Source organism: Amphritea sp. GJ51-11, from assembly GCF_055808735.1.
On sequence record NZ_CM147881.1, the window covers coordinates 4,401,755 to 4,427,500 of the forward strand.

Below are 25,746 nucleotides of genomic sequence, written 5' to 3' on the forward strand. Positions count from 1 at the left end.
GGTGGCAAGAGTATTTGTTTTTAAATGGTTAGATAATGCAGAAATAGACCGATAAAAACTGCCATCCCAGCGTAATTATTGTTGAGAAAGGCGGTAAAACAAGCTTCCCGCTGACGCTCTCTGATGAGGTATTGTTGATAGACAAATAGTCCCGCCATCACCATCACTCCGAGATAAAACCAGATCGATAGCTGTAATTGCGCCCCTAGCATAAGTAAAATAGTGAGGGTGAGTAGCTGCAATATGCCGATAATCACTTTATCCATATCACCGAATAAGACGGCGGTGGATTTAACCCCGATTCGAACATCATCGTCCCTATCGACCATGGCATACATGGTGTCATAGACCACGGTCCAGATAACCGCTGCGGTATAAATCAGCCAACTGATAACGGGTACTTCTCCGAGGGTCGCGCTAAAGGCCATGGGCACCGCCCACGAAAACGCCATACCCAAAACCACCTGCGGTAGATGGGTATAGCGTTTCATAAAGGGATAGCAAAACGCTAGGAAAACGGCGCCTACCGATAGATAGATAGTGATGGTATTGGTAAACAGCACCAGTGCAAAAGACGCCAGCAGTAGCGCAACAAACAGTATCAAGGCTTCTTTGGCAGAGATTCGCCCGGCAGGTAGCGGGCGTTGTGCGGTACGCTTTACGTGAGCATCAATATTGCGGTCGGCAAAATCATTAATGACACAGCCTGCTGAACGCATCAGGAAGGTTCCCAAGATAAAAATAAACAGCAAACTGTATGAAGGAACCCCCTCAGCGGCAATCCACAGAGCCCAGAGAGCCGGCCACAGCAGCAGAAAGCTGCCGATCGGTTTGCTAATTCGCATAAGGTCGCCACAGGCTTTCAGCTTCTGCCAAGTGAGGCGGGTGTTTTGAGTACCGGGTTGCATCGTTAATGATCCATCGTTATTTGTGCTGATAGTTTACCTGTTGTAGGGCGGGCAGGAAAACCTCGGCCACCAGAAGTGGCTTATTTGACAGATAAAACACTGAACGGCGTGCCCAAGCTATTTCGCCATCACTGAGTTGTAGGCGACTGATCTCCAAAGGATCTCGTTTCATGGTGGGGTCACGAAATAAGACGCTACCCAACGACCGAGACCCCAGGGTGTGAAGTTTGCGCTGTTTACCGGTGAGAGTGGAGGCCGGGATAATCGTGCGGGCAAACACCCAGGGGTGGTTATGACCGAGTAATTGCACTTCGCGAATCAAGACTTTCTGCCGCGTGGAGATCTTTAATGCAAGTGCTTCCATACGGCTAGGACGCCCCCAATATTGGCGTAGCACATTGACTTTAAAATCGCCGTCACTGGCGTGAATTAGATGCTGTGTCAATGATCCCCGGTCTAGTAACCATTTACGCCAGATACGAGGCGCAGCGGTCGTTGCAGGGCGATTAAATGCATACCAGCGAGTATCAAAACGGTTTTGATTGAGAGCAACGGGCACGATAATTTCTCAGCAAAAAAATTGGCCGTATAGTACCCTAACAGGATGTAAAAGTATCGGTTTCACATGGCTCAGGATTAAATGAAAGGTATGGTTAAAACGCCCCCGCGTTATTCAGCAGAACAGGTAGAACAGATGACCCGTGAGTGGGTTGAGAGCATGGTTGTCGGTTTAAACCTTTGCCCCTTCGCCGCTCCAGTGGTGAAAGATAACTCGCTGCGATATGCGGTAACGGCAGCCCAGGAAGGGGAGGCGCTAGTAGCGGCTTTCTTAGCTGAAGTCGAACAGCTACAGGCGAGCGATGAGCAAACGATTTCTACGACGCTGTTCATCGTCCCTGAGGGGCTAGGCGATTTTTATCAGTACCTAGATCATCTTCACCTGTTTGAAGACTTATTGCAGCAGGCAGGCTTAGAAGGCGTGTTACAGCTGGCGAGCTTTCATCCGGGCTATCTGTTTGCCGGTGTGCCTGAAGACGACTTAAGCCATTGGAGTAACCGCTCACCTTGGCCAACCTTCCATATTATTCGAGAAGCGGAGATGAGCCGGGCATTGGCCCACTATCCTAACCCCGAGCAGATTCCTGAACGTAATATCAAACGTCTAAGGGCGTTAGGGCGGGAGGCGCTGATCGAGCGTTTTCCCCCGTTTGCTGATTATTGTTAGTCTCTGCGTTGGTTTACTTTTCGCTGTTTCAGATGAGGGTGCAGCGCCCTCATTGGGCATCTTTCTCGCCCCGGAACTAGGTTCACTTTCTTCTTAGCTAATAACCACATTATTAGTACAACAACTATATCAATTACGTTAGAATTTCTAATTAGCCACTGCACCTGATATTAGGTGCGGTGGTTATAAATAATAAAGCTCTGCGAGATAAGTTGTACGCTGAATAATTGATAATAAGTATAGGGTGAAGGCGTGCCAATTGATCTAAAGCGGGGACCCCAGGGAAAGCTGGGGAAGCGTCCTTATTCGCGTAAAGCGGGTGAAGCTGTTTGTGATATGAAGGGTGATCTATGGGATTTAGATGCTGTTTTTTTAAGTTTAATGAAGCAGCTGATACCCGGGTGGTGTGGCGGAGGCGTTCCGTCTGAGGTCATGTCTGAGTTAAAAAATACCGGTAAACTGCAGGCAAAAGGATTGTTGCTCACCGCTGCGCCGATTCATGGTGGCAAGATCGGTTTGCGTATATGTGCCTTCGAGGACTAAGCGCAGATCAGGTAGCGGCAGGTAGAAGGGAAAGGCAGCCGGTCGGCTGCCTTTTTAGTTTTTCGTCTGGTCGAATTTATTTTTTCTGCTCGACTTCACGTACCGTACGTTTAATCTCTTTCAAGCTGCTATGGCGCACATCCGTGCCGCTTACCAGATAGATGAGATGTTCAGCCATATTGCGGGCATGATCGCCAATCCGTTCAATACTGCGCAAGATCCACATGACATTCATGATGCTGGTGATGTAACGGGGGTCTTCCATCATGTAGGTCATCAGCGAGCGCATCGCGGTGCGATATTCTGAATCAACCTCTTTATCCTGCTTAGCAACCTTATAGGCCATCTCCGCGTCGCTGCGAGCAAAGGCTGTGAGGCAGTTTTGTAACATATCACGCACCAAGTTGCCGATATGTCGGACTTCTTGGAAACCGCGAACATTTTTGCCATCGTTGGCCAGCTCTATCGCATAACGACAGATGCGACTGGTTTCGTCGCCGATGCGTTCTAGATCGCTAACCGCCTTACTGACGGAGATAATCAGCCGTAGATCGGCTGCTGCGGGTTGGCGACGTGCGATGATCAAGGTGCACTGCTCATCGATCATCATCTCCATATCATTGATCGCTTGGTCGCTTTTACGGGCTTGCTCTGCCTGTTCGGTATCGCCCGATACTAATGCGTTGACGGCATCGCTCAACTGACGTTCAACGAGGCCTCCCATGGTTAGCAATTCGGTGCGGATCTGCTCCAGCTCTTCATTGAAGCTCTGGGAGATGTGATTGCTATGACGGTCCTGTTCGTAACTCACTATACTTCTCCCCTAATTAACCGTAACGACCAGTAATATAGTCTTCTGTTTGTTTCTTTTCTGGATTGGTAAACAGACGGTCTGTTACCCCAAATTCGATCAGATCGCCCATATACATGAAGGCGGTGTAATCGGATACCCGTGCCGCCTGCTGCATGTTGTGGGTAACGATCACGATGGTGAAGTCTTTCTTCAGCTCATTGATCAGCTCTTCGATCTTCAGTGTGGAGATCGGGTCCAGTGCGGATGCCGGCTCATCGAGCAACAATACTTCTGGCTTCACCGCGATAGTACGGGCGATCACCAGACGTTGCTGCTGGCCACCGGACATCCCGAGGGCGCTCTCGTGTAGGCGGTCTTTGACCTCGTCCCACAGAGCGGCTGATTTCAATGCCCATTCAACGGTTTCATCGATGACGCGTTTTTTGTTAATACCCTGAATACGCAAGCCGTAGGCAACATTTTCGTAGATGCTTTTCGGGAACGGATTGGGCTTTTGAAACACCATACCGACACGCCGGCGAAGATCAGCAACATCGACGCCACGTTCATAGATGTTTTGTCCATATAGGCTCATCTGGCCTTCGATACGACAGCTATCAACCAGATCGTTCATCCGGTTAAAGCAGCGTAGCAGGGTGGATTTACCACAACCGGATGGGCCGATAAAGGCGGTCACTCGGTTTTTAGGGATATCCATCGATACACCGTGCAGGGCACGCTTCTCGCCATAGAAAAGCTCGAGATCGCGTACTGTCAGGGCAATGGTCTCATCTTCAAGACGCAAACTCTGATTCTGGCGCTGCAGCGCGGAAATATCGATTGAATGGGTCTTAGCTTCCATAGTCATCATTAAACCTATCTAGTATTCGGCTTACATCTCAAGCGCTTTGTATTTTTCGCGTAAATGGTTACGGATCGCAATAGCTGACATATTCAGCAGCGCAATAACCAAAACCAGTAGCATGGCGGTGGCATATACCAACGGTCGTGCTGCCTCAACATTGGGGCTCTGGAAACCAACATCATAGATGTGGAAACCCAGGTGCATAAATTTCTGATCCAAGTGGATGAATGGGTAGTTACCATCCAGTGGTAGGCTAGGTGCTAGTTTCACAACCCCTACCAGCATTAACGGAGCCACTTCACCGGCGGCGCGGGCAATCGCCAAGATAACACCGGTCATCATCGCAGGGCTTGCCATTGGCAACACCACTTTCATCAGTGTTTCAAACTTGGTGGCGCCGAGCGCTAAGCTGCCTTCTCGGAGCGCTCTAGGGATACGGCTGAGGCCCTCTTCTGTTGCCACAATGACCACCGGCACGGTTAGTAGTGCGAGGGTCAGTGAGGCCCACATCAAGCCCGGTGTACCAAAGGTTGGCGCAGGTTTGGCGGCGGCGAAAAATAGGTCATCAATATTGCCACCCAAGAAGTAGACAAAGAAGCCTAGACCAAATACACCATAGACGATTGATGGGACGCCGGCTAGGTTGTTGACCGCAATGCGGATGAGTCGGGTGATAAAGCCCTGTTTGGCATATTCGCGCAGATAAACCGCCGCGATCACACCAAATGGGGTCACTAGCAAGGACATCAGCAACACCATCATTACGGTGCCGAAGATCGCCGGGAAGATGCCACCTTCGGTATTGGCTTCGCGGGGCTCATCACTGACAAACTCCCACAACTTAGACGCATAATGGGCGATTTTCTGTCCCGTATGCATGGCGTTCGGACGGAAGATTCGCACGATCTTAGCCAATTGAACCTCAACCACCTTGCCGCCGGCTACTTCAGCGGTTAAGGAGTCTCGGTTAATCTGTGCATACAGATCCAACAAGCGCTGTTGCATGCCTTCATAGGCCACATCTAACTCTTTACGGCGCTTATTAATAACATCGTAAGGGGCTTGGTCAGTCACATTATCGAGCTGTAGGCCTCGCTCTTTCAGGCGCAGTCGCTCTAACTCATAGTTGATCGCACCGATTTCGTGCTTCTCAATGGCGAGAATATCTTCATGAATCTGCAGCGCCCGTGCAACGCGCTTATCCAACTCATCCCACAGAGCGAGATATTCAGCCGATTGGTCATAGCCATCGAAACGTACAACCTCTTCCCCGGACTCTTTGAGTGAACGTAAGTAACCATAGAGGTTACCCCACTCGCGACGCTCGGCGGTGAATAGCATTTCCGGCTTCGATTGATCAGATAGGAAGTGTTCCAGCGCCCAACTAAAATCAGAGCCGTAGATATCACGGTTACCGACTTTCAGTAGATGGCGGGTCGAAAACTCACTGTCGTCCGGGATTTTAATACCCGCTTCAATCAGCTGTTTGGTGAGTACTTCATTGGTTTCGACAACCTCACCGATGATGGTTTTTGATTGGCCATCGACGGTATAAGTCGCTTGAACAATGTTAGCCGGCCAGAAGTGACTTAGGCCACGCACGGCAATCAGCCCCAGCAGACCGACCACCATAATAAGACAGATGGCAACCGCTCCGGCATTCATCCATACCCAGGGTGAACCGGATTTAAACCATTCTTTTACTGAGATGTTCATATCTGTTATTTCCTCAACAGCTCAGGTTACAGGGAGCCATATTTATTGCGTAGCCGCTGACGTATCACTTCTGCCATGGTGTTGACGGCAAAGGTGAACATAAACAGCACAAAGGCGGCTAAGAAGAGAATGCGGTAGTGAGTACTGCCGACCTCTGACTCGGGCATTTCAACGGCGATATTGGCCGCTAGGGTACGCATCCCTTCAAATATATTGGCATCCATAATAGGCGTGTTACCGGTGGCCATCAGTACGATCATGGTTTCACCAACGGCTCGGCCCATACCGATCATCACGGCAGAGAAGATACCAGGACTGGCGGTTGGCATGACCACTCGTGTCAGGGTTTGCCACGGTGTCGCTCCCAGTGCCAGTGAGCCGTAGCTCAGGTGTTTCGGCACTGCAAAGATGGCATCTTCGGTGATAGAGAAGATCGTCGGGATGACGGCAAAGCCCATGGCGATACCGATAACCAGAGCATTACGCTGGTCATAGGCGATACCGAGATCATTGGTTAGCCAGTGACGCATGTTGCCGTCAAAGAGCGCGAGTTCTATCGAGGGACTAATGGAGATACTCAGCCATGTGGCCAGCATGATCACCGGGATCAATAGCAGAGCATCCCAGCCGTCTGGTACTAGCCAGCGAAGCTTTTTCGGCATCTGTGCCCAGCCGTAGGCAAAGGCCAGCACAGCGATGGGTATCAGCAAGATAGTGACAAAGATGCCGGGTAGGTTCTCCTCCATAAAAGGTGCTAGCCAGAGGCCCGCCAAAAAGCCGAGGATGACCGTAGGCAGTGCTTCCATCAATTCGATGAACGGTTTTACCTTACGGCGCAGTGACGGCACCATGAAGTAAGCGGTATAGATAGCGCCACAGATCGCCAGCGGGGTGGCCAGAATCATCGCATAGAAGGCGGCTTTCAGGGTGCCGAAGGCCAATGGCATCAAGCTGAATTTGGGTTCGAAGTCATTGTTGGCGGCAGAAGATTGCCATACATATTTCGGCTCTTCGTAGCCTTCATACCAGACCTTACCCCACAGCGAACTCCAAGAAACCTCTGGATGTTCGTTGTCGATATGCAGCAGTGTTAGCTTGCCATCCTCTTCGATCAGCGCCGCATTGGCGCGGGGCGCGAGGGTGATCATGGAGGTGTTGGCTTGGGCTACTTTCTCGGCTAGTACATTGACGTTGGCGGTGGTGTTATAGAGTCGCAGTTCACCGGCCGCATCAATGGTAGCGAAACCCTTGCGGCGGTGCTCGATGGCAAGATCTATGACGGCGCTACTACCGGTGTCGAAGGAGCGGATTTTAGTCATCTGCCATTCGCCCGTGTCATCACGTACCAGAAACCATTGTGAAACGTGTCCTTCCGCATTACCTAGCAGCAGTGCGTTCCCACCGAGCAGCAGATCAAAGGTCGTGATCTTGCTAGATGAGGCTTGCAATACCTGAGTAATAATGGGGGCATCTTGATTGCGCAGGCTTACGACGGCCATCTTGCCGCTTTCTCCGGCCACGAATAACCAAGCAAGGTCTGGCATAAGCAGCATCTTTTTGATCTTAATACCGAGGTCGGGCAGTTTCGTGGTGGATTGTTCTAGTTCGACATCACCGGTAAACATATTCTCGGTTTGTGAGATAAAGACCGCTTGTAGGTTTTCTTGATTACCGCCGATGAGTGCATAGCTACCTTCGCTACCGCTCACGGTGAGCTGTTCCAGTGCCGTTGATGCCACATCGATAGGCTGCTCACCCAGAGGGTAGGTAATATTTGGCAGAATAACGCGCTTACCATCGGGGTAGGTCGACTTGTAGGTGTGCTTGAAGACCAGTGCTTGACCATTACTCAGTCCTAGCGCAAACATATGGCTGTTCTCTGAGACCATAGCAAAGCTAGTAATGCTGGTGTTGGCCGGTAGGGGGGCGGGGATGTTTTTAATCACCTCACCGGAAGTGGTACTGAAAAATACCATCTCACCCAGGTCGGTCACCCGTAGGCCGATCTCAGCTTGCTCCTCCATGGCCATATACAGGGTTTTACCTGCGCCTGGCACTGCATAGGGTTCGACAACTTGATCGTTATGTTTCCATGGCTGAACTTCTGCCGAACGAAACATCGGAACTACTTCATAGAGAAGATAGAAAAAGATCAAAAGGATTGCGATGATGACACTGACGCCACCTAGACCGATGCCAACGCTGGCCACCTTGTCCTTGAGTGCCCGGAGTTTGCGTCCACGGCGGGCAGCCGGGGTATCAAAATCCAGATCAGGAATAACGGAGCTGTTCTCTATACTCATGACAAATTTCTACAATGATAAAAGTGATGGCGTCAAGATAAACGCAATTGATGACAGAAATGTTACAGGGCTGTAATAAAACCTGTAGACATAAAAAAGGAGCCCCAAAGGACTCCTGTTTAGATGGCTTCAAGCGGGCCCACTGTTAGGCCCGGAACCAAGACTGTTTTATAGGCCGAGGTCTTTCATCTGCTTTTCAACCAGAGAGGCTGGCAGAGGGATGTAACCGTCTTTAACAACCACTTCTTGACCGACTTTAGCCAGAACCATTTTCAGGAACTCACGCTCGAGTGGTGCCAGATCTTGGCCAGGCTTCTTGTTAACGTAAACATACAGAGCACGTGCCAGTGGGTAAGAACCGTTCAGTGCGTTTTCTGGTGAGGCATCAACGAAAGGCATACCGGCTTTCTTAGTCAGTGGTACAGCGCGAACAGATGATGTTTTATAACCGATACCTGAGTAACCAATACCGTTCAGTGAGGTTGAAACAGACTGTACAACAGAGGCTGACCCTGGCTGTTCGTTAACGTTGTCGCGGTAATCACCTTTACACAGGGCTTTCTTCTTGAAGTAACCGTAAGTACCGGATACTGAGTTACGACCGAAGATCTGGAAGCCTTGCGTGGCGATCGAACCGGTAGCACCAACGTCACCCCATTTGTTCACTTCTTGAGGCAGACCACATTTGCGGGTAGAGGAGAAAATAGCATCTACCTGAGGGATCGTCAGACCTGCGATAGCGTTATCTTTGTTGACGAAAACGGCCAGCGCATCGATAGCAACAGCAACAGGGGTTGGCTTATAACCAAATTTCTTTTCAAATGCGCCCAGTTCTTTGTCTTTCATCTTACGAGACATTGGACCGATGTTTGAAGTGCCTTCAGTCAGCGCTGGTGGTGCAGTAGAAGAGCCTGCAGCCTGAATCTGAACATTGACGTTAGGGTAGTTACGTTTGAACTCTTCAGCCCACATGGTCATCAGGTTAGCCAGTGTATCTGAACCAACAGAAGACAGGTTACCGGAAACGCCAGATGCTTTAGTGTAAGTTGGCAGGTTCGGATCCAGCAGGTCAGATGCGGATGCAGTCATGCATGTTGTTGCTAGGGCAACGGCTGCAAAAATTTTCTTCATTGGTTTCATTACAAGCTCCACAGAGTATGGTTTGAATTCGCTTTTAAAACGTTCAGTGTTAATTCGATGATGGAAATATAAGCGGCTTGTGTGACAGAGATGTGACAACGGCAAACATTTTCGCCATCGGAAACGTAATCGGGCATATTTTAGCTAGACCTATGTCGGGTAGTTAATAGTAAAATACGCGCTGATAAAAATAACCTGATCCGGAACTGACCTGATATGAATACCAATAAGACATTGCTCAAACCCGAAGGCGAACTAAGCCTGCGCTGCCCTGCCTCGGGTGCGGCGGCTAACATGTTTGGCGATGTATATGGTGGCTGGGTTGCATCTCAGGCGGTGCTAGCGGCTGAAATTCGCGCGGCTGAAGCGGCCGAAGGGCGGGTCGCAACGGTTTCTATTGGTGCCATGAGTTTTATGGCCCCGGTGCTTGAGGGCACTATTCTGAGTTTTTACACCCGGATCAAAGAGCAGGGCACTAGCTCATTACGTATCAATGTTGAGGTGTGGGGCTGTTGTCCTGATGGCCGCGACCTGCGTAAAGTGTCTGAAACTGAATGCGTGCAGGTGGCTATTGATGGTCATGGGCATATTCGGGCACTCGACTTCGGTCATTAATTGACACCTCTCGAGTTGTTGGTGTGCGGTTTTCTTAGCCAAAGAACCAGTAACCCACCAAGATAGCGCTGATAATGCCCACTAAGTCGGCGGTGAGTCCGCAACTGAGTGCATGACGGGTATGACGAATACCGACTGAGCCGAAATAAACGGCAAGCACGTAAAAGGTGGTTTCCGTTGAGCCTTGAATAATCGCGGCTACCCGTCCGGCAAATGAATCGACGCCATGAGTATTGATGGTGTCGAGCATCATCGCACGGGCTCCCGAACCACTCAGCGGTTTCATCAGTGCGGTAGGTAGTGCATCGACAAAGCGGGTATCGATCCCGAGCAGCGAGATCCCTTCGCGCAATAACCAGATCGCCCCATCCATTACGCCGCTGGCGCGAAATACGCCGATCGCTACCAGCATCGCCAAAAGGTAGGGGATAATCATGATAGCTACCGAGAATCCTTCCTTGGCGCCTTCCACAAAGGTTTCGTAGATATTCACCCCTTTCAGGTGGGCGGCACCGAGAAAGCAGATAATGGCGCTGAAAATCATCAGATTACCGATCAAGGAAGACTGTTGTTGCAACTCGGTCACCGTCAGGGTGGCGAAATAGCCAATAAACGCGAGCAGTAGGGCAAAAAAGCCTCCAAGGTAGAGCAGGGTTACTCGTTCCCAGAGACGAATTTTTTGTACCCATGCCACCGCCAATAAACCGGCCAGTGTGGAGCTACAGGTAGCGATTAGAATAGGAATAAAGACGGAAGTGGGATCGGTTGCCCCTTGCTGGGCTCGATAGAGAAATACGGTGATGGGAAACAGGGTCACCGACGAGGTGTTGAGTACCAGAAACAGAATCTGAGCATCGGTGGCACGGCTTTTATCAGGATTCAGTCGCTGTAGGTCTTGCATCGCCTTGAGCCCGAGCGGGGTGGCGGCATTATCTAGTCCGAGCATATTGGCCGACAGATTCATGGTCATTGAACCGATTGCTGGGTCACCTTTGGGAACTTCGGGCATCAAGCGCGTAAACAGAGGACTAAGGCCATTGGCTAGCTTGGTGATTAAACCGGCCGCTTCGGCTAGTTTCATAATGCCTAGCCAGAAGGCTAAGGTACCAATCAGCCCCAGCGCCAGCTCAACCGATAATTTGGACATATCAAAGGTTGATTGCACCATCCGTTGAAAAACCGCAGCATCGCCGCCAACCAGCCATTGATATAAACCCCCGACAAAGGCCAACAGAAAAAATCCAAGCCAAATTCTGTGTAACATTCCGCTTCCTCTCAGACTGTTTCACAATAGAGTAGCGATGCTTGGGTCAGGAAGCAAAACGGCAGTAGGCTAAACCGTGTATTAACGGTTGTCCCTTAAATCAGGATAAGTCCCTTACATCGCTTGAAGATTAGCGTATCCCACTACTAGCCACTTACTGCCTTCCGAATCGAAATTGACCTGTACTCGGGCTTTTGCTCCTGAGCCTTCATAATTAACCACAATGCCGTCGCCAAAAATAGCGTGTGATACCCGTTGGCCTAGGACAATTTGAGTATCCGGCACTTCGGCGTTATTAAACATTGCGGGTCGCTGTTGCTGGCGGGCGGTGACCGGCCGGCTGACACTGGCATTTAAGCGCACCTCTTCTAAGCAGTTGTCCGGAATCTCACGGATAAAGCGGGAAGGGCGGTTAAAGGTTTCGTTGCCGTGGAGGCGGCGGGATTCCGCATAGGTGATATAGAGTTTCTGCATTGCCCGAGTGATGCCCACATAGCAGAGCCGGCGTTCCTCTTCGAGTCGATCGCCTTCTTCGAGTGACATCTTGTGGGGAAACAGCCCTTCTTCCATACCGGCCAAGAAGACCAGTGGGAATTCCAATCCTTTGGCGGAGTGTAGGGTCATTAATTGTACTGAGTCTTGATGTTCTTCGGCTTGCGCTTCGCCAGCGTCTAAGGCTGCGTCATCAAGGAAGGCGGTCAGTGGGGTACTGTTTTCATTACCCTCTTTATCCGGTTGCCAAGTGGATAGGTATTGCCGTGCCGCACTGATCAATTCCTCAAGGTTTTCGATGCGTGCCTGTGCCTTTTCACCTTTCTCTTTGAGGTGATGGTCGATCAATCCTGACTTTTGAATGGCGTGCTCGGTCTGTTCATGCAGATCGGTGCCTTCGGTGTCTTGTGCAATCTGGTTGACCAGATCGATAAAGGCTTGCAGCGCATTGGCGGCCCGTGCCGTCAGTTTATTTAGCTCGATCACTTCATTGGCGGCGCGCCACATGGAGATACCTTCGGTGCGGGCGTGTAGACGAATCTCTTCGATCGTTTTACCGCCAATACCGCGAGTCGGGACGTTAATCACCCGTTCCATCGCCGTATCATCTTCGCGATTGCTGACTAAGCGTAGATAGGCCAGCGCGTTTTTGATCTCTAACCGGTCATAGAATCGTTGGCCGCCATAGATGCGGTAGGGCATGCCCGCTCGAATAAGTGATTCCTCAAGTACCCGTGACTGTGCGTTTGAGCGATACAGAATGGCGCTTTCGCTGCGCAAGTTGCCTTTTTTAACCCAGTTGTCGATCTGATCAACGATAAACCGAGCTTCATCTTGTTCATTAAAGGCGGCATAAAGAGAGATCTGCTCACCATCGGGTTGATCGGTGTGTAGCTCTTTGCCTAAGCGGCCTTGGTTATTACGGATAACATCGTTGGCGGCTTGCAAAATGGTGTTGGTGGAGCGGTAGTTCTGCTCCAGTTTAACCACCATCGTATCTTTGAAATCCTGATTAAAGCGTTGGATATTTTCAATCTTTGCGCCGCGCCAGCCATAAATGGACTGGTCATCATCGCCCACGGCCATCAGTTTTTCAGGCTTGGGTTTACGAGGGTCGAGGGGTTGGCAGAGTAGTTTTAGCCAAGCATATTGAATCGAGTTGGTATCTTGAAACTCGTCCACCAGAATATAGCGAAAACGGTCTTGGTAGTGTTCTAGCAATGAGGGGTTATGATCGCGCAATAGTTCGAGGGAGCGTAGTAATAGCTCACCAAAATCGACCATGCCGCCGCGATCACAGGCGTCTTCATAGGCCGCATAAACGTTCACCATGACCTGTGCGTGAGGGTCTCCACCGGCATCAATATGCCGAGCTCGCAGGCCTTCATCTTTCTGGGCGTTGATGTACCACTGAAATTGACGGGCAGGCCAACGGCTGTCGTCCAGATTCATCTCTTTGGCCAACCGTTTAATCAGACGTAACTGGTCATCAGAATCCATAATCTGGAAATTCTGCATCAGCCCCGCATCATGCCAGTGGGCGCGAAGTATCCGGTGAGCCAAGCCATGGAAGGTACCGACCCACATACCGCTGGGGTTCAGCCCCATCAGCTCCTGAATCCGACCGCGCATCTCTTTCGCTGCCTTATTGGTGAAGGTAACCGCCATAATGGAATAAGGCGAAAGCCCCTCGGTCTGCACCAACCAGGCGATTCTGTGCACCAGCACCCGGGTTTTGCCGGAACCGGCACCGGCCAACACGAGCATATTGCAGACTGGCGCAGAGACGGCTTCCCGCTGGGCTTCATTGAGTGAATCAAGTAGGTGAGATACGTCCATAGGATTTCTTCAGATAGCTGTATAAATATTCAGTGGGATTATAGCGACCAGAACGGCCAGTGGCTATTAAAAGCCGCAAGCGGCTGAGGCGTAGGAAAGAGAAACCATGTTTACTCGGTCTGGTAACTGCTGATTTCTCTTTGCATACGTCAGGTCTTCCTTAAGGTAGTTTGGCAGGGTGGTCGATGCGGTATTGCAGTATCCGTTTAAACGCTTGGGGATCTTTAATCTTCTGCGTTGAGTTTGGATCTAATGCCGGAATCAGTCGTGAGAGCCAGAAACGCATAGCAGCGGTGCGCACTAGTTGTGGCCAGGCTAAGTATTCATTGTCTTCAAATGGGCGCACGGCGGCATAGGCGTTTAATAGTGCGTTTTCGCGTTCAGCGTCAATAGAGCCGTCGACATTGACGCACCAGTCATTAGCAACAATCGCCAGATCAAATAACAGGTAGCCGCTGCAAGCGTTATAGATGTCCAGAATAGCGCTGAGCTGATCACCCTGAAATAGTGCGTTATCGAAGAATAAGTCCCCGTGAATCACCCCCTGTGGCAGTTGCCAAGGTTGCTCTCGTAACTGATCAAACAGACTGACTTCATGACGTAATAAAGTCGCCTCATCATCTGCGAGTTTGTTAGCGATATGTTGCGACTCTCGACGCCACCAGAAGACCCCACGATGGGCTTGCCGTTGCAGGTAGAAATCGCGGCCGGCTTGATGAAACTCGCCGAGAGCGGTGCCAATTTGGCGACAATGGGCGGGCGTCAGGGATTCTACATGTTGACCAGGCAGCCGAGGTTGCAGCAGCGCGGGCCGGTTATGTAGTGTTTTTAAGGCGATCCCATTGGTGTCTTTATAGGGAAAAGGTACCGGGCATCCTCGATCTGCCAACCAGGTGGTCAGCTCGACAAAATAGGGCATCTCTTCTTGGCTAAGCTCTTCAAAGAGAGTGAGTACATACTCCTCTTCTATGCCGCTATCATTCAGGAGTGTGACAAAATAGTTGGTGTTCTCAATACCACCGTCTATGCCTTGAAAGTCTACCAGCTGACCCCGCTGGAAATCCTGTAACAGGTTTTCCAGGTCAGTCCGGCTAATATTGGTGTATACAGCCATAATTACGCTTCGTTAGTTACTGCTTATAAAGAATTACCAGCTGAATATAATCCATTTCGGTAACATCAGAGTTGAGTCTTCAAAGCGTTGAAACTCACCATCATCCTGAGGGACCAGGTAATAGGTTTTGCCGATCACTGGCTTAACTTTGATCTCTTTGAGCTTACCGTTGATGCGATATTCATAATAGGTGGCTTTTTGTCCGTGACGAATGGTGACAACCGGCTCGTTGTCATCAAACTCAGGCAGCACATCTGCATTGGCTGTTGGCACCATCAAAAATGAGCAAAGCAGAGTTAATAGCAACACTATTTTTTTCATAACCACTCCATGAACTGGGGTCGCCTCTTCTGTGTCAGAGGCTAATCTAATATGATGGTGCCTTTCGGACACCAAACCCGATAACAATATCCCCTGACGGACAATGACTGCAATACCATGACCGCAAATACTTCCCCTATTATATTAGTCGATGGCTCTTCATACCTGTACCGGGCTTTTTTTGCTGCCCAGCAGGCCGATATGCGTACCTCTGAAGGGGTTCCAACCGGAGCCGTCAGGCTGGTCACCAGTATGTTGCGCAGCCTGATTAAACAGTACCCCGATAGCCCGGTTGCCGTAGTCTTTGATGCCAAAGGTAAAACCTTTCGCGATGAGATCTATCCTGAGTATAAGGCGCAGCGTCCGTCGATGCCCGATGACCTACGCACCCAGATCGAGCCTATTCATAAAATTGTCCGCGCGATGGGCTTTCCGCTGATCTCTGTTGAGGGGGTCGAGGCCGATGATGTGATCGGTACTTTAGCCCGTGAAGCGAGCGCTAAAGGGCTGAATACGATTATCTCTACCGGTGATAAAGATATGGCGCAGCTGGTGGATCCGCATGTTAGTTTGATCAACACCATGAATGATTCCCATATGGATATTGCCGGAGTGAATGAGAAGTTTGGCATTCCGCCGGAGCTGATTATCGATTATCTGGCCTTGATGGGCGATAAAGTCGATAACATTCCCGGTGTTCCTGGGGTTGGTGAAAAAACGGCGTTGGCGTTATTGCAGGGAATTGGCGGTATTAACGACCTGTATGCCAACCTCGATAAAATTGCCGCACTGGGCTTTCGCGGTTCTAAAACCATGGCTAAAAAATTGGAAGAAAACCGCGAAGCGGCCGAACTTTCTTACCTGTTAGCGACCATTAAAACCGACCTTGAACTTGAATGCGGTATCGAAGATATACCGCTGCCGGTGGCGGATAATGAGCAACTGCAGGCGTTATTTCAGCAGTGTGAGTTTCGCACTTGGGTCAGTGACTTAGGTGCAGCCGCCGCGGATGATGCGCGGGCGGTGGAAAATGAAGCACAACTGCCGGATGAGATAGTCTATGAAACGATTCTCGATCAGGAAAGCTTTGACCGCTGGTTTAAGGTGTTAGAGTCTGCCGAGTTGTTTGCGTTTGATACCGAGACCGATAGCCTTAATTATATGGAAGCCAACCTGATTGGTGTGTCGTTTTCAGTGGAGCCGGGCCATGCCGCCTATCTGCCGGTAGCACATGATTATATGGGCGCGCCGGCTCAGTTGGATCGTAATGCTGTGCTACAGCAGCTCAAGCCTCTGCTCGAGAGCGAGACTCACAAGAAAGTGGGGCAGCATATTAAATATGATATGAATGTGCTGGCGCGTTACGATATTACGCTGCAAGGGGTCGCCTTCGATACAATGCTGGAATCCTATGCGCTGAACTCTACGGCAACGCGCCACAATATGGACGCTATGGCGGATTTCTATCTGGGTGTGAAGACCGTTAAATTCGAAGATATCGCCGGCAAAGGCAAGAAGCAGCTGACCTTCAATCAGATCGAAATGGAGCAAGCCGGGCCTTATGCCGCTGAAGATGCCGATATTACCCTGCGTCTTCATCGACAGCTCAGCGATAAATTAGCGCAGGATCCCGCGTTGGAGCAGGTGTTTGCGGATATTGAGTTACCGCTGATTCCGGTATTGGCGCGGATGGAACAGCAGGGCGCTATGGTGGATGCAACGCAGCTAGCGATCCAGAGCCGAGAGCATGGTGTTCGTTTGGCCGAGCTAGAAGCCAAGGCGCATGAACTGGCGGGCGGGCCGTTTAATTTAAGTTCGCCAAAACAGCTGCAAGAAATTCTCTTTGAGCAACAAAAACTGCCGGTGCTTAAAAAAACGCCAAAAGGGGCTCCGTCTACGGCAGAAGAGGTGTTGCAGGAATTGGCTCTGGATTATCCATTGCCAAAAATGATTATCGAGCATCGCAGCTTGAGTAAGTTGAAAAGCACCTATACCGATAAGCTACCGCAGATGATCAATCCTGCTACTGGACGTATACACACCTCTTATCATCAGGCGGTGACTGCGACGGGGCGTCTGTCTTCGTCTGACCCTAATTTGCAGAACATTCCGATCCGTTCAACCGAAGGGCGGCGCATCCGTCAGGCCTTTGTTGCTCCTGAGGGCTATAAGCTGGTGGCCGCGGATTACTCTCAGATTGAGTTGCGGATTATGGCCCATCTGTCACAGGACAAAGGCCTACTGAGCGCCTTTGCACAGGGTGAAGATGTTCATAAGGCAACCGCGGCGGAAGTGTTTGGTGTCGAGCTAGAAAACGTCAGTACCGATCAGCGCCGCAGCGCCAAGGCGATCAACTTCGGTCTGATCTACGGAATGTCGGCCTTTGGTTTGGCCAAACAGTTGGGCATTGGACGGAATGAAGCGCAAACCTATATCGATCATTATTTTGCTACCTACCCGGGCGTGCAGCGCTATATGGATGATATCCGTCTACAGGCAGCCGAGAAGGGTTATGTTGAAACCTTGTTTGGTCGACGTCTCTATCTGCCAGAAATTAAAGCCAGTAATGGTATGCGCCGTCAGGCTGCTGAACGCACGGCAATCAATGCGCCGATGCAAGGCACGGCGGCGGATATTATTAAAAAGGCGATGGTTGCTGTCGATCAGTGGTTGCAGAACAGTGATACCGGTGTGCGGATGATCATGCAGGTACACGATGAATTGATTCTAGAAGTGCCTGAGGCGCTGGTGGACGAGGTATCGGCTCAACTGGTTGAGCTGATGCAGGGTGCCGCTAATCTGGATGTGCCACTGCTCGTGGAAGCGGGTGTGGGTGATAACTGGGATGAGGCTCACTGAGCCGAGTGGTGGAGGGCTCAGTACCGCAATGCGGCACTGAGCTTTTTGTTTATTCCGCTTCTGAACTGTCTTCTTGGTCGCCTAATAGCCAATGATTAAGATGTTCGCGCAGTTGATCAACCCCGGTGGTTTTCAATGCCGAGAATGTTTGTATGCTGAGCAGCGCGTTATTTTTAACATCTAACGCTTGCTTCATTTTTAACAGTGCATTTTGCGCTGCGCCTCGGTTTAATTTATCAGCTTTAGTCAACAGAATGTGTAACGGCATCTCTGCTTCGCTACACCATTCAATCATCATCTGATCGAACTCTTTCAGCGGATGGCGAATATCGACCATTAATACCACGCCCCGTAAGCAGTCACGATTTTGTAGATAATCATTCAAATGCTTCTGCCAATGCTCTTTCATGGCGATAGGCACTTTGGCATAACCGTAGCCGGGTAGATCGACAATTCGCACGTCTTCAATATTGGTATCGAAGAAGTTTATCAGTTGGGTTCGACCAGGGGTTTTACTGGTACGCGCCAGTTTAGCATTGGTTAATGTATTGATGGCGCTGGACTTGCCTGCATTGGAACGACCGGCAAATGCGACCTCGGCGCCGGTGTCTTCAGGACACTGGCTGAGTTTGCTGGCGCTAGTGTTAAAGCGGGTCATATGGTATTGAATTTGAGGTAAAGACATATACTTTTTGCCTATCAGCCTGCTAATGCAGACATTTATCGTTCCAGTTTGTGTGGATATTAGGTTATAATCTCGCCGGAATTCTACCTGTGGCTGGAATATTACACCAGTCCGGGTGTTGGTTCGGTAGCCCTGTTTCAATCTGATTAGCTTCAGATTGCGGCAGAAACCGTTAGCAATCTATAGCAAGAGTCTGGGTTAGTCGATGAATAAACTACTGATCGCCATACTGGCAAGCGTGAGTATCATAAGTGTTGCACATGCGGCGGGAGATGCTGCTGCAGGGCAAAGTAAAACAGCAGTCTGTGGTGCATGTCATGCGCCTGATGGCAATAGTGCTGTGGGCAACTTTCCTAAGCTGGCAGGCCAGAATGAGCGTTACCTGCTTAAACAACTGCAGGATATTAAAGCTGGCAACCGTCAGGTTGTTGAAATGACAGGTCTTCTGACCAACCTGAACGATCAGGATCTAGCCGATATTGCGGCTTATTTTGCATCGAAGAATATGCAAATTGGCGCTGCTAAAGCAGATCTGGTTGAAGCGGGTGAAAAAATCTATCGTGCCGGCGTTGCATCTAAAGGTATTGCTGCTTGTACCGCATGCCACGGTGTTGAAGGTAAAGGTATTGCGAGCGCGGGTTACCCTCAACTGGGTGGACAGCATGCACAATATGTCGAAACTCAGCTGAAGAACTTCCGCGTAGGGGCACGTAATAACGACCCTCAAGCGATGATGAGTACTATCGCCGCTAAGCTAAGCGATAAAGAAATTCAGGCTGTTGCAAGTTATATCCAGGGTTTGAATTAAGTTAAATTCAGCTCTGAGTCAGGAAAGGCAGCGTAAGCTGCCTTTTTTATTGCAAAATTTATTTGCGGCAAGGATGAACTTGACGCATATTGGCCGGTCTTATAAGACTGAATTTCTCAAAGGTTGGATACAGATATGTTGAAAAAGCTCGCTATTGGGTTAGTTATTGCCCTGACCGCAGTCATGGCTCAAGCTGAAGAATATAAGGCCGGCGTTAACTATGAAGTGATTGCCATGCCCGTGCCGACGGCAGATAAAACTAAGGTTGAAGTCGTTGAGGCGTTTGGTTATCTGTGCCCTCACTGTGCTCGTTTTGAGCCCATGTTGCATAGCTGGACCAACCAGTTACCTGCTGATGTAAATTTTGCCCGTGTGCCGGTGGTTTTCTCTCGGTCTTGGGAGCCGTTAGCGCGAGCGTATTATTCATCAGAACTTCTTAATGATCTGGATAAAACCCATCAAGCTACGTTTACGGCTTTGCATAACGAACGTCGTCGTTTTAATAGCCTAGAAGCTCTCGCCGATTTCTACGCTGAATTGGGTGTTGATAAGGATAAATTCATTAAAATGAATCAGTCTTTTGCCGTCAATATGCGTATGAATCAGGGTGCGTCAAAGTTGAAGGGTTATGGTATTCAAAGCGTTCCGACGTTGATCGTAAACGGCAAATACCGTGTTACCGCGGACAAGGCCGGTGGTCATGCAGGCATGCTTAAAGTGGCTGAATATCTGATCGAACAGGAGAAACTTGCTCAGTAAGCGCAAGTTTGTGTCGAAAAAGCTGCCGTGTGCAGCTTTTTTTTGCTTATTTTGGCGTTAACGGGTGGCTCAGGGCTGGCTTGTCAGGCGGTAACTGACATAACATTGAAGAAAAGTGTTTTTCGATTGGCCGGTTTGCAAGGATAAGGGATGGAACAGGACGACTGGAAAGAACGTTACAAATCACTATCTGAGCAGATGGATACACTTCAGGCTCAGCTTGAAGGTCAATCGATTCAGCATCTGGTTTCACAGATGGCGGTTGCGCTTGATGGTCAGTCAGCGATGCTCGATCGTTCACTTAATACCTTATGCGAACAGTTTAAAGTTAATCCGTTAGGTAAGCCTGACACGGTTCGTTTGGTTGAGAAGCAGCTTCGAGGCTTGGATATCGAACAGCAGCAGTATAGAAGTGAGCTATTACTCGGGCTGCATAAATGGATTTATCAGCTTCGTCTGAATTTAACGACCGATACAAGCAAACAACGCTTAAGCCAGCTAGAGGACGGTTTAGAACCGTTCACCGGAACTCTCTCCCCTTTGTCAAAAATCATTAATGATTTGGTCGAACTTCAAGACCCTATTTTAACGGATGACTTTAACCGCGGCCGTCAGCAGGGTGTGCTGGAAGACCTAGGGCATGAAGACGAAGAATTGCTCCAAAAAATAGGTGTTGAGCTGCTGAGCCTGATCTCGGGTTTGAATATCCCTCAAGGGGAGATGTCGCTGGCGCGTGAATTGATTAGTCGAATTGAGCGGGGCGTTACCCTCAGTGGGCTTTCGAGTATTGTCCAGGATTTGGTTGGGCTTGTGGCGCGATTCAGTGCCTATAATGGTGCTGAATTTGAGAACTATCTGCAAAATCTTACTGGTCAGTTGTCCGAAGTGCAGGCTTATGTTGAGGCAAGTCAGAAAGATGAGTTGGCAACCGAAGAGGTTATACAGCTAAGCAACGGCATTCAGCAGGATGTGCAAACAATTCAGCAGGTGATGCAAGAGTCTAAAGATCTGCAGCAGCTCAAGAGTGATGTGTCCTCTCAGTTATTGAATATTGTCAAATCGGTGGCTCAGTTTAAAGAGAAAGAGGAGCATCGAGAAAAGCGTCTGTATGATCGTTATTTGCAATTACAGCATCGCTTTGAACAGATGGAAGAGCAGACGCACCAGATGAAGGTGCACGTTGAGTCAGAGCGGCATAAGGCGATGACTGACTCGCTCACGGCTCTGCCCAATCGTGCTGGCTATGATGAGCAGCTGACTGCGGAGTTTGAGCGCTGGAAACGTTATGGTCAGCCTTTTTCGTTAGCAGTCGCTGATCTTGACCTTTTTAAGCGTATCAATGATACCTATGGTCATCAAGCCGGTGATAAAGTGCTGCGTCTCGTTGCTGGTATTCTTACCCAACAAAGTCGGTCGACTGACTTTGTCGCCCGTTACGGAGGCGAAGAGTTTATTATCCTGATGCCGGGTACTACCGCTAAGCAAGCCGTGATGGCAGTCGATAAAATACGTCAGGCGATTGCTAAAAGTCCGTTTAATTTTCACGGTGAGCCGGTTCAAATTACGCTTTCTTTGGGGCTGACAGAAGTGCAAGCCGAGGACTCGATCGATAACCTATTTGGCCGGGCAGATAAAGCGCTCTATACGGCAAAACGTAAGGGTCGAAATCGTATTGAGCTAGGTTAACCTTTTGCTTGTCGGTGTGATGCAGCTCTTTACCTTCGCTGCCGAAGTGGGCAATATGCCTGCCTTATTCCAGAATAACTACCACGGAACATAACAGCGGTGCGACGTTTACTCCGAATTTTCAAAATTGCCCGGGTTTTTGCACGATATCGGCTTGATACCTTTTTCGAGCAGATCAATCTGCATTGGTATGCCCGTCTGCTCTTAAAGCTCATGCTCTGGCGTTACTTTATTCCCGTGGGGCCTCGCTCTCAGGGTGAACGGTTGCGGTTGGCATTAGAGGAGCTAGGGCCGATCTTTATTAAGTTTGGTCAGATGCTTTCCACTCGTCGGGATCTATTGTCGGATGATCTGGCTCAGGAACTGAAAAAGTTACAGGATCAAGTGCCGCCGTTTGCCAGCGCCTACTCGCAGCAGCTTATCGAGACCGCTTTAAATGCACCAGTAGAAGAGATCTTTGCCGAGTTTAATCCAGAGCCTATGGCTTCGGCTTCGGTAGCGCAGGTGCATGAGGCGCTGCTCTATAACGGTGAAGAGGTGGTGGTGAAAGTTATTCGCCCCGGTATTGGCAAAACCATTAAAAAAGATATGGCTCTGCTCTATACCCTGGCGCGACTGGTTGAAACACTTTGGGCGGAAGGTCGCAGGCTGAAACCGGTCGAGGTGGTTGCTGATTATGAAAATACTATCTTTGATGAGTTAGATTTGCGTAAAGAAGCGGCGAATGGATCACAGATTCGGCGTAATTTTGAAAACTCTCCTATCCTTTACGTGCCTGAAATCTACTGGGACCTGACCCGTCAAAACGTTCTCGTGATGGAGCGTATCCATGGTATTCCGGTTGCTGATATCGAACAGTTGAAAGCACAGAATACCGATATGAAAAAGCTGGCGGAACAAGGCGTGGAAATCTTTTTCACCCAGGTGTTTCGGGATAGTTTCTTTCATGCGGACATGCACCCCGGGAATATTTTTGTCTCTCGTGAAAACCCTTCATCACCACAATATATCGCCGTTGATTTTGGAATTGTAGGCTCTTTGTCACCGGAAGATCAAAGTTATTTGGCACGTAACTTTTTAGCTTTTTTTCAGCGCGACTATCGTCAGGTTGCGCAATTGCATATTGATTCTGGCTGGGTGCCTGCGGATACCAATGTGCAGTCATTTGAAACGGCTATTCGTAGTGTCTGCGAGCCTATCTTCGAAAAACCGCTAAAAGATATCTCCTTTGGCATGGTGTTAATGGGCTTATTCCAAACGGCCCGCCGTTTCAATATGGAAGTTCAGCCGCAACTAGTACTGCTGCAGAAAACTTTGTTGAATATCGAAGGGCTGGGGCGGCAACTCTATCCCGAGCTTGATTTATGGGAAACTGGTCAGCCATTTTTAGAGCGTTGGATGAAAGAGCGAATGGGGCCAAAAGCGGCTTATCGTTCTATTAAGCAGCAAGCACCCGACTGGCTTGAGAAGATGCCGCATTTGCCGCAGTTAGCTTATGACGCACTGAGCCAATTAAAGAACATGGACGACAGTCGGCGACGGGATATGCTTGCCATGAGCGTTGCTCGGCAGGAGTTACAGCAGCAAAGCAATCATAAGTGGCGCTGGGTTGGCTTGATCTGTCTGGCGGTTGCGGCTGGTTTTTCATTGGATGATCCGTTATTCGCCGTTCGAGAATTGCCGGCTATTAGTTGGTTATTGGGCGGTGTTGGCGCTGTATTATTACTGCGTCATTGAATTGAAACATTAAACAATTACCCTTCGACCTCCCGTATTTCGGGGATAGTAGTGTTGTAGGGGATCAGGTATCCTTGCCTGCTTATATGATAAAGAATACTAATATGTCTGAACCCTGGTTAGAACGGATTAAATGGAACAGTGATGGCCTTGTGCCTGCGATTGCTCAGGATTATGCTTCGGGCAAGGTGTTGATGGTTGCGTGGATGAACCGTGAAGCGCTGGCGCTGACGGTGCAAGAGAAGCGAGCTATTTATTGGTCCCGTTCGCGGCAAAAACTATGGCGCAAGGGCGAAGAGTCCGGTCACGTCCAGCAGTTGCATGATCTCCGCCTTGACTGCGACGATGATGTTATTTTGCTTAGTGTAGAACAGCTAGGCGGTATCGCTTGCCATACCGGACGTGAGCACTGCTTTTTTAAAACCCTGAAAGAGGGCGAGTGGGTGGCGGTTGAGCCTGTTCTGAAAGACCCAAACACGATTTACAATAAGTAAGGCCTGCTATGAGTGATGTATTGACACAGTTGGGCGATATTCTCGAACAACGCAAATCAGCAACCACGGAAAAATCCTATGTAGCGAGCCTGCATGCTAAAGGGTTGAATAAAATTCTGGAAAAGGTGGGTGAAGAAGCCACTGAAACTATTCTGGCGGCGAAAGATGCCCAAGTAAGTGGCGATAATGATGATGTCATTTATGAAACCGCTGATTTGTGGTTTCATACGCTAGTTGCTTTGTCCCACTTGGGTGAACGTCCCGAATCTGTGATAAATGAATTGGCACGTCGTTTCGATATGTCCGGTTTAGAAGAGAAAGCGTCAAGGTCTGACCAAGCATAAGCTCGATGTGTCCAGGCAGACACATCAATGGCTAATCTGAAATAATTTAACGGGCGGTATAGGCTGTCCATGTCGTAATACGGAGAACAACAATATGTTAGGTGGTATTAGTCTTTGGCAGTTGGCTATTCTGTTGGTAATCGTTGTACTGCTATTTGGTACTAAGAAATTACGTAATCTGGGCGGAGACTTAGGTGGCGCAGTAAAGGGTTTCAAAAAAGCCATGAACGAAGAGCCTAAAGAAGACGATAAAAAGATTGAAAGTGATGCCGACTTTGCTGAGTCAGATAAGGCCGCAGTGAAAGAGCAGAGCAAAGAAGAGCCCAAAGCTGACAAGTAACCGACAGGTAGCTGTAAATGTTTGATATCGGTTTTGCTGAGCTGCTCATTATAGCGGTCGTAGGGTTGGTTGTGTTGGGGCCTGAAAAGCTTCCGGTTGCTGTTCGGACTGTTGGACTGTGGGTGAGCAAAGCAAAGCGAACCCTCAGTGGTATACAGTCTGAGATTAGTGAAGAGTTGCGCCTTGATGAAATGAGGCGGCAGGTCGCGATACAAAAAGATGAGCTTGATCGAGAGCTCAATGAAATGCGTACCCCGTCTTCAGCCGAAAGTGTTGCTCATCAATCCTCGAAAGCCGATAGCGCGCCGAGCCTTGACAGTAGCCCGAATCAGGCAGAAAACGAGCCAAATATCGAAGTAGCGCCTGAACAGGAAAAGACCAAGGCCAATGATTGATCCTAACCAGCCCGATGATGAGCAGCCAATAGTCTCTCATCTTGTAGAACTGCGTACTCGACTGATGCGTGCGTTATTAGCGATACTGGTTCTATTCCTCTGTCTGTTTTACTTTGCCAATAACCTTTATGAAGTCGTATCTGCACCACTAACGGCACTGCTGCCCAGCGGTACCAGCATGATAGCGACCGATGTGACATCCCCCTTTTTCGCTCCTTTTAAGTTAACCTTGGTGTTATCTATCTTTTTGGCAATGCCGGTTATTCTGCATCAAGTTTGGGGGTTTATCTCACCTGGGTTATATAAGCATGAGAAACGCTTAGCGGTACCGTTATTAGCATCGAGTATTGTTTTGTTTTATTCGGGCATCGCTTTTGCTTACTTTGTCGTATTTCCGTTGATCTTTGGTTTCTTTACCAGTGTCGGGCCCGAGAATGTAGCCGTGATGACGGATATCAGCAGTTATCTTAATTTTGTTCTGAAGATTTTCTTTGCCTTTGG

Annotated in this window: 25 protein-coding genes (1 of these 25 running past the window's edge); 13 read left to right on the forward strand and 12 right to left on the reverse strand. The window is 49.4% G+C overall.

What is annotated here, in order from left to right; genetic code table 11:
* Positions 1-20: 20 nt before the first annotated feature.
* Both ubiA and AC0L4K_RS19920 read right to left on the reverse strand, forming a co-directional pair.
* A complete protein-coding gene (ubiA, locus tag AC0L4K_RS19915; RefSeq protein ID WP_473267651.1) occupies positions 21-908 on the reverse strand; it encodes a 4-hydroxybenzoate octaprenyltransferase in 888 nt (295 codons plus the stop codon).
* Between the two features lie 16 nt (positions 909-924).
* Positions 925-1,467 (reverse strand): chorismate--pyruvate lyase family protein, encoded by a 543-nt coding sequence (locus AC0L4K_RS19920; RefSeq protein ID WP_417225915.1) that lies wholly within the window; start codon positions 1,465-1,467, stop codon positions 925-927.
* A 90-nt stretch (positions 1,468-1,557) separates the two neighbouring features.
* Here AC0L4K_RS19920 and AC0L4K_RS19925 point away from each other — a divergent pair, with 90 nt between their 5' ends.
* Both AC0L4K_RS19925 and AC0L4K_RS19930 read left to right on the forward strand, forming a co-directional pair.
* Positions 1,558-2,133 carry a DUF1415 domain-containing protein gene (locus AC0L4K_RS19925; RefSeq protein ID WP_417225917.1) on the forward strand — a complete coding sequence of 192 codons (576 nt, stop codon included), beginning with the start codon at positions 1,558-1,560 and terminating at the stop codon, positions 2,131-2,133.
* Between the two features lie 252 nt (positions 2,134-2,385).
* Positions 2,386-2,676, forward strand: a complete 291-nt coding sequence (locus tag AC0L4K_RS19930; RefSeq protein WP_473267652.1) for a hypothetical protein — start codon at positions 2,386-2,388, stop codon at positions 2,674-2,676.
* A gap of 76 nt (positions 2,677-2,752) precedes the next feature.
* Here AC0L4K_RS19930 and phoU read toward each other — a convergent pair whose 3' ends face one another.
* The 5 genes from phoU to AC0L4K_RS19955 all read right to left on the reverse strand — a co-directional run bounded on the left by phoU (position 2,753) and on the right by AC0L4K_RS19955 (position 9,493).
* Positions 2,753-3,487 (reverse strand): phosphate signaling complex protein PhoU, encoded by a 735-nt coding sequence (phoU, locus tag AC0L4K_RS19935; protein WP_417225921.1) that lies wholly within the window; start codon positions 3,485-3,487, stop codon positions 2,753-2,755.
* A gap of 16 nt (positions 3,488-3,503) precedes the next feature.
* Complete coding sequence (pstB, locus tag AC0L4K_RS19940) at positions 3,504-4,337, reverse strand: phosphate ABC transporter ATP-binding protein PstB (RefSeq protein WP_417225923.1); 834 nt, start codon at positions 4,335-4,337, stop codon at positions 3,504-3,506.
* A gap of 24 nt (positions 4,338-4,361) precedes the next feature.
* A complete protein-coding gene (gene pstA / locus AC0L4K_RS19945; protein ID WP_473267653.1) occupies positions 4,362-6,050 on the reverse strand; it encodes a phosphate ABC transporter permease PstA in 1,689 nt (562 codons plus the stop codon).
* A gap of 26 nt (positions 6,051-6,076) precedes the next feature.
* Complete coding sequence (locus AC0L4K_RS19950) at positions 6,077-8,353, reverse strand: ABC transporter permease subunit (protein WP_417225927.1); 2,277 nt, start codon at positions 8,351-8,353, stop codon at positions 6,077-6,079.
* Between the two features lie 168 nt (positions 8,354-8,521).
* A complete protein-coding gene (locus AC0L4K_RS19955; RefSeq protein ID WP_417225929.1) occupies positions 8,522-9,493 on the reverse strand; it encodes a PstS family phosphate ABC transporter substrate-binding protein in 972 nt (323 codons plus the stop codon).
* 216 nt (positions 9,494-9,709) lie between these two features.
* On the opposite strand from AC0L4K_RS19955, the gene AC0L4K_RS19960 reads away from it, so the two are divergent.
* Positions 9,710-10,108 carry an acyl-CoA thioesterase gene (locus tag AC0L4K_RS19960; RefSeq protein ID WP_417225931.1) on the forward strand — a complete coding sequence of 133 codons (399 nt, stop codon included), beginning with the start codon at positions 9,710-9,712 and terminating at the stop codon, positions 10,106-10,108.
* Positions 10,109-10,142: 34 nt separating this feature from the next.
* On the opposite strand, the gene AC0L4K_RS19965 is transcribed toward AC0L4K_RS19960, so the two are convergent.
* The 4 genes from AC0L4K_RS19965 to AC0L4K_RS19980 all read right to left on the reverse strand — a co-directional run bounded on the left by AC0L4K_RS19965 (position 10,143) and on the right by AC0L4K_RS19980 (position 15,138).
* Entirely contained in the window at positions 10,143-11,372 is a 1,230-nt protein-coding gene (locus AC0L4K_RS19965) for a nucleoside recognition domain-containing protein (RefSeq protein WP_417225933.1), read from the reverse strand.
* A 114-nt stretch (positions 11,373-11,486) separates the two neighbouring features.
* Positions 11,487-13,703 (reverse strand): DNA helicase II, encoded by a 2,217-nt coding sequence (gene uvrD, locus AC0L4K_RS19970; protein ID WP_473267655.1) that lies wholly within the window; start codon positions 13,701-13,703, stop codon positions 11,487-11,489.
* A 160-nt stretch (positions 13,704-13,863) separates the two neighbouring features.
* Positions 13,864-14,817: a homoserine kinase gene (locus tag AC0L4K_RS19975; RefSeq protein ID WP_473267656.1), complete on the reverse strand. Its 954-nt coding sequence runs from the start codon at positions 14,815-14,817 to the stop codon at positions 13,864-13,866.
* Positions 14,818-14,850: 33 nt separating this feature from the next.
* Positions 14,851-15,138 carry a DUF2782 domain-containing protein gene (locus AC0L4K_RS19980; protein WP_417225939.1) on the reverse strand — a complete coding sequence of 96 codons (288 nt, stop codon included), beginning with the start codon at positions 15,136-15,138 and terminating at the stop codon, positions 14,851-14,853.
* A 117-nt stretch (positions 15,139-15,255) separates the two neighbouring features.
* Here AC0L4K_RS19980 and polA point away from each other — a divergent pair, with 117 nt between their 5' ends.
* Entirely contained in the window at positions 15,256-17,997 is a 2,742-nt protein-coding gene (gene polA / locus AC0L4K_RS19985; RefSeq protein WP_473267657.1) for a DNA polymerase I, read from the forward strand.
* A gap of 49 nt (positions 17,998-18,046) precedes the next feature.
* On the opposite strand, the gene yihA is transcribed toward polA, so the two are convergent.
* Positions 18,047-18,682 (reverse strand): ribosome biogenesis GTP-binding protein YihA/YsxC, encoded by a 636-nt coding sequence (gene yihA / locus AC0L4K_RS19990; RefSeq protein WP_473267659.1) that lies wholly within the window; start codon positions 18,680-18,682, stop codon positions 18,047-18,049.
* A 205-nt stretch (positions 18,683-18,887) separates the two neighbouring features.
* On the opposite strand from yihA, the gene AC0L4K_RS19995 reads away from it, so the two are divergent.
* The 9 genes from AC0L4K_RS19995 to tatC form a co-directional block, all read left to right on the forward strand.
* The gene (locus AC0L4K_RS19995; protein ID WP_417225945.1) at positions 18,888-19,490 is read left to right on the forward strand and encodes a c-type cytochrome; all 603 of its coding nucleotides are present in this window, start codon (positions 18,888-18,890) and stop codon (positions 19,488-19,490) included.
* A 135-nt stretch (positions 19,491-19,625) separates the two neighbouring features.
* Positions 19,626-20,249 (forward strand): thiol:disulfide interchange protein DsbA/DsbL, encoded by a 624-nt coding sequence (locus AC0L4K_RS20000; RefSeq protein ID WP_473267660.1) that lies wholly within the window; start codon positions 19,626-19,628, stop codon positions 20,247-20,249.
* A gap of 150 nt (positions 20,250-20,399) precedes the next feature.
* Entirely contained in the window at positions 20,400-21,935 is a 1,536-nt protein-coding gene (locus AC0L4K_RS20005; protein ID WP_473267661.1) for a GGDEF domain-containing protein, read from the forward strand.
* A gap of 99 nt (positions 21,936-22,034) precedes the next feature.
* On the forward strand, positions 22,035-23,672 hold the full coding sequence (gene ubiB, locus AC0L4K_RS20010) for a ubiquinone biosynthesis regulatory protein kinase UbiB (protein ID WP_417225951.1): 1,638 nt from the start codon (positions 22,035-22,037) through the stop codon (positions 23,670-23,672).
* A 104-nt stretch (positions 23,673-23,776) separates the two neighbouring features.
* Positions 23,777-24,166 (forward strand): phosphoribosyl-AMP cyclohydrolase, encoded by a 390-nt coding sequence (gene hisI / locus AC0L4K_RS20015; protein ID WP_473267663.1) that lies wholly within the window; start codon positions 23,777-23,779, stop codon positions 24,164-24,166.
* An 8-nt stretch (positions 24,167-24,174) separates the two neighbouring features.
* Positions 24,175-24,510, forward strand: coding sequence for a phosphoribosyl-ATP diphosphatase (locus tag AC0L4K_RS20020; protein WP_473267665.1), 336 nt, complete (start codon positions 24,175-24,177; stop codon positions 24,508-24,510).
* A gap of 94 nt (positions 24,511-24,604) precedes the next feature.
* Positions 24,605-24,850 (forward strand): Sec-independent protein translocase subunit TatA, encoded by a 246-nt coding sequence (gene tatA, locus AC0L4K_RS20025; protein ID WP_417225956.1) that lies wholly within the window; start codon positions 24,605-24,607, stop codon positions 24,848-24,850.
* Between the two features lie 17 nt (positions 24,851-24,867).
* Positions 24,868-25,245 (forward strand): Sec-independent protein translocase protein TatB, encoded by a 378-nt coding sequence (gene tatB, locus AC0L4K_RS20030; protein ID WP_417225958.1) that lies wholly within the window; start codon positions 24,868-24,870, stop codon positions 25,243-25,245.
* On the forward strand, positions 25,238-25,746 hold the 5' portion of the coding sequence (gene tatC / locus AC0L4K_RS20035) for a twin-arginine translocase subunit TatC (RefSeq protein WP_417225960.1). The gene runs 244 nt beyond the window's last position; only the first 509 of its 753 coding nucleotides appear in the window; its start codon is at positions 25,238-25,240; its stop codon lies beyond the right edge, outside the window. The genes tatB and tatC overlap by 8 nt, the downstream gene beginning before the upstream one ends.

Excerpts from the sequence above, each read along its gene's own strand:
- ubiA (WP_473267651.1), bottom strand. The coding sequence starts at position 908 with ATGCAACCCGGTACTCAAAACACCCGCCTCACTTGGCAGAAGCTGAAA.
- AC0L4K_RS19925 (WP_417225917.1), top strand. The coding sequence starts at position 1,558 with ATGGTTAAAACGCCCCCGCGTTATTCAGCAGAACAGGTAGAACAGATG.
- pstB (WP_417225923.1), bottom strand. The coding sequence starts at position 4,337 with ATGACTATGGAAGCTAAGACCCATTCAATCGATATTTCCGCGCTGCAG.
- pstA (WP_473267653.1), bottom strand. The coding sequence starts at position 6,050 with ATGAACATCTCAGTAAAAGAATGGTTTAAATCCGGTTCACCCTGGGTA.
- AC0L4K_RS19950 (WP_417225927.1), bottom strand. The coding sequence starts at position 8,353 with ATGAGTATAGAGAACAGCTCCGTTATTCCTGATCTGGATTTTGATACC.
- AC0L4K_RS19955 (WP_417225929.1), bottom strand. The coding sequence starts at position 9,493 with ATGAAACCAATGAAGAAAATTTTTGCAGCCGTTGCCCTAGCAACAACA.
- AC0L4K_RS19960 (WP_417225931.1), top strand. The coding sequence starts at position 9,710 with ATGAATACCAATAAGACATTGCTCAAACCCGAAGGCGAACTAAGCCTG.
- AC0L4K_RS19965 (WP_417225933.1), bottom strand. The coding sequence starts at position 11,372 with ATGTTACACAGAATTTGGCTTGGATTTTTTCTGTTGGCCTTTGTCGGG.
- uvrD (WP_473267655.1), bottom strand. The coding sequence starts at position 13,703 with ATGGACGTATCTCACCTACTTGATTCACTCAATGAAGCCCAGCGGGAA.
- AC0L4K_RS19975 (WP_473267656.1), bottom strand. The coding sequence starts at position 14,817 with ATGGCTGTATACACCAATATTAGCCGGACTGACCTGGAAAACCTGTTA.
- AC0L4K_RS19980 (WP_417225939.1), bottom strand. The coding sequence starts at position 15,138 with ATGAAAAAAATAGTGTTGCTATTAACTCTGCTTTGCTCATTTTTGATG.
- polA (WP_473267657.1), top strand. The coding sequence starts at position 15,256 with ATGACCGCAAATACTTCCCCTATTATATTAGTCGATGGCTCTTCATAC.
- yihA (WP_473267659.1), bottom strand. The coding sequence starts at position 18,682 with ATGTCTTTACCTCAAATTCAATACCATATGACCCGCTTTAACACTAGC.
- AC0L4K_RS19995 (WP_417225945.1), top strand. The coding sequence starts at position 18,888 with ATGAATAAACTACTGATCGCCATACTGGCAAGCGTGAGTATCATAAGT.
- AC0L4K_RS20000 (WP_473267660.1), top strand. The coding sequence starts at position 19,626 with ATGTTGAAAAAGCTCGCTATTGGGTTAGTTATTGCCCTGACCGCAGTC.
- AC0L4K_RS20005 (WP_473267661.1), top strand. The coding sequence starts at position 20,400 with ATGGAACAGGACGACTGGAAAGAACGTTACAAATCACTATCTGAGCAG.
- hisI (WP_473267663.1), top strand. The coding sequence starts at position 23,777 with ATGTCTGAACCCTGGTTAGAACGGATTAAATGGAACAGTGATGGCCTT.
- AC0L4K_RS20020 (WP_473267665.1), top strand. The coding sequence starts at position 24,175 with ATGAGTGATGTATTGACACAGTTGGGCGATATTCTCGAACAACGCAAA.
- tatA (WP_417225956.1), top strand. The coding sequence starts at position 24,605 with ATGTTAGGTGGTATTAGTCTTTGGCAGTTGGCTATTCTGTTGGTAATC.
- tatB (WP_417225958.1), top strand. The coding sequence starts at position 24,868 with ATGTTTGATATCGGTTTTGCTGAGCTGCTCATTATAGCGGTCGTAGGG.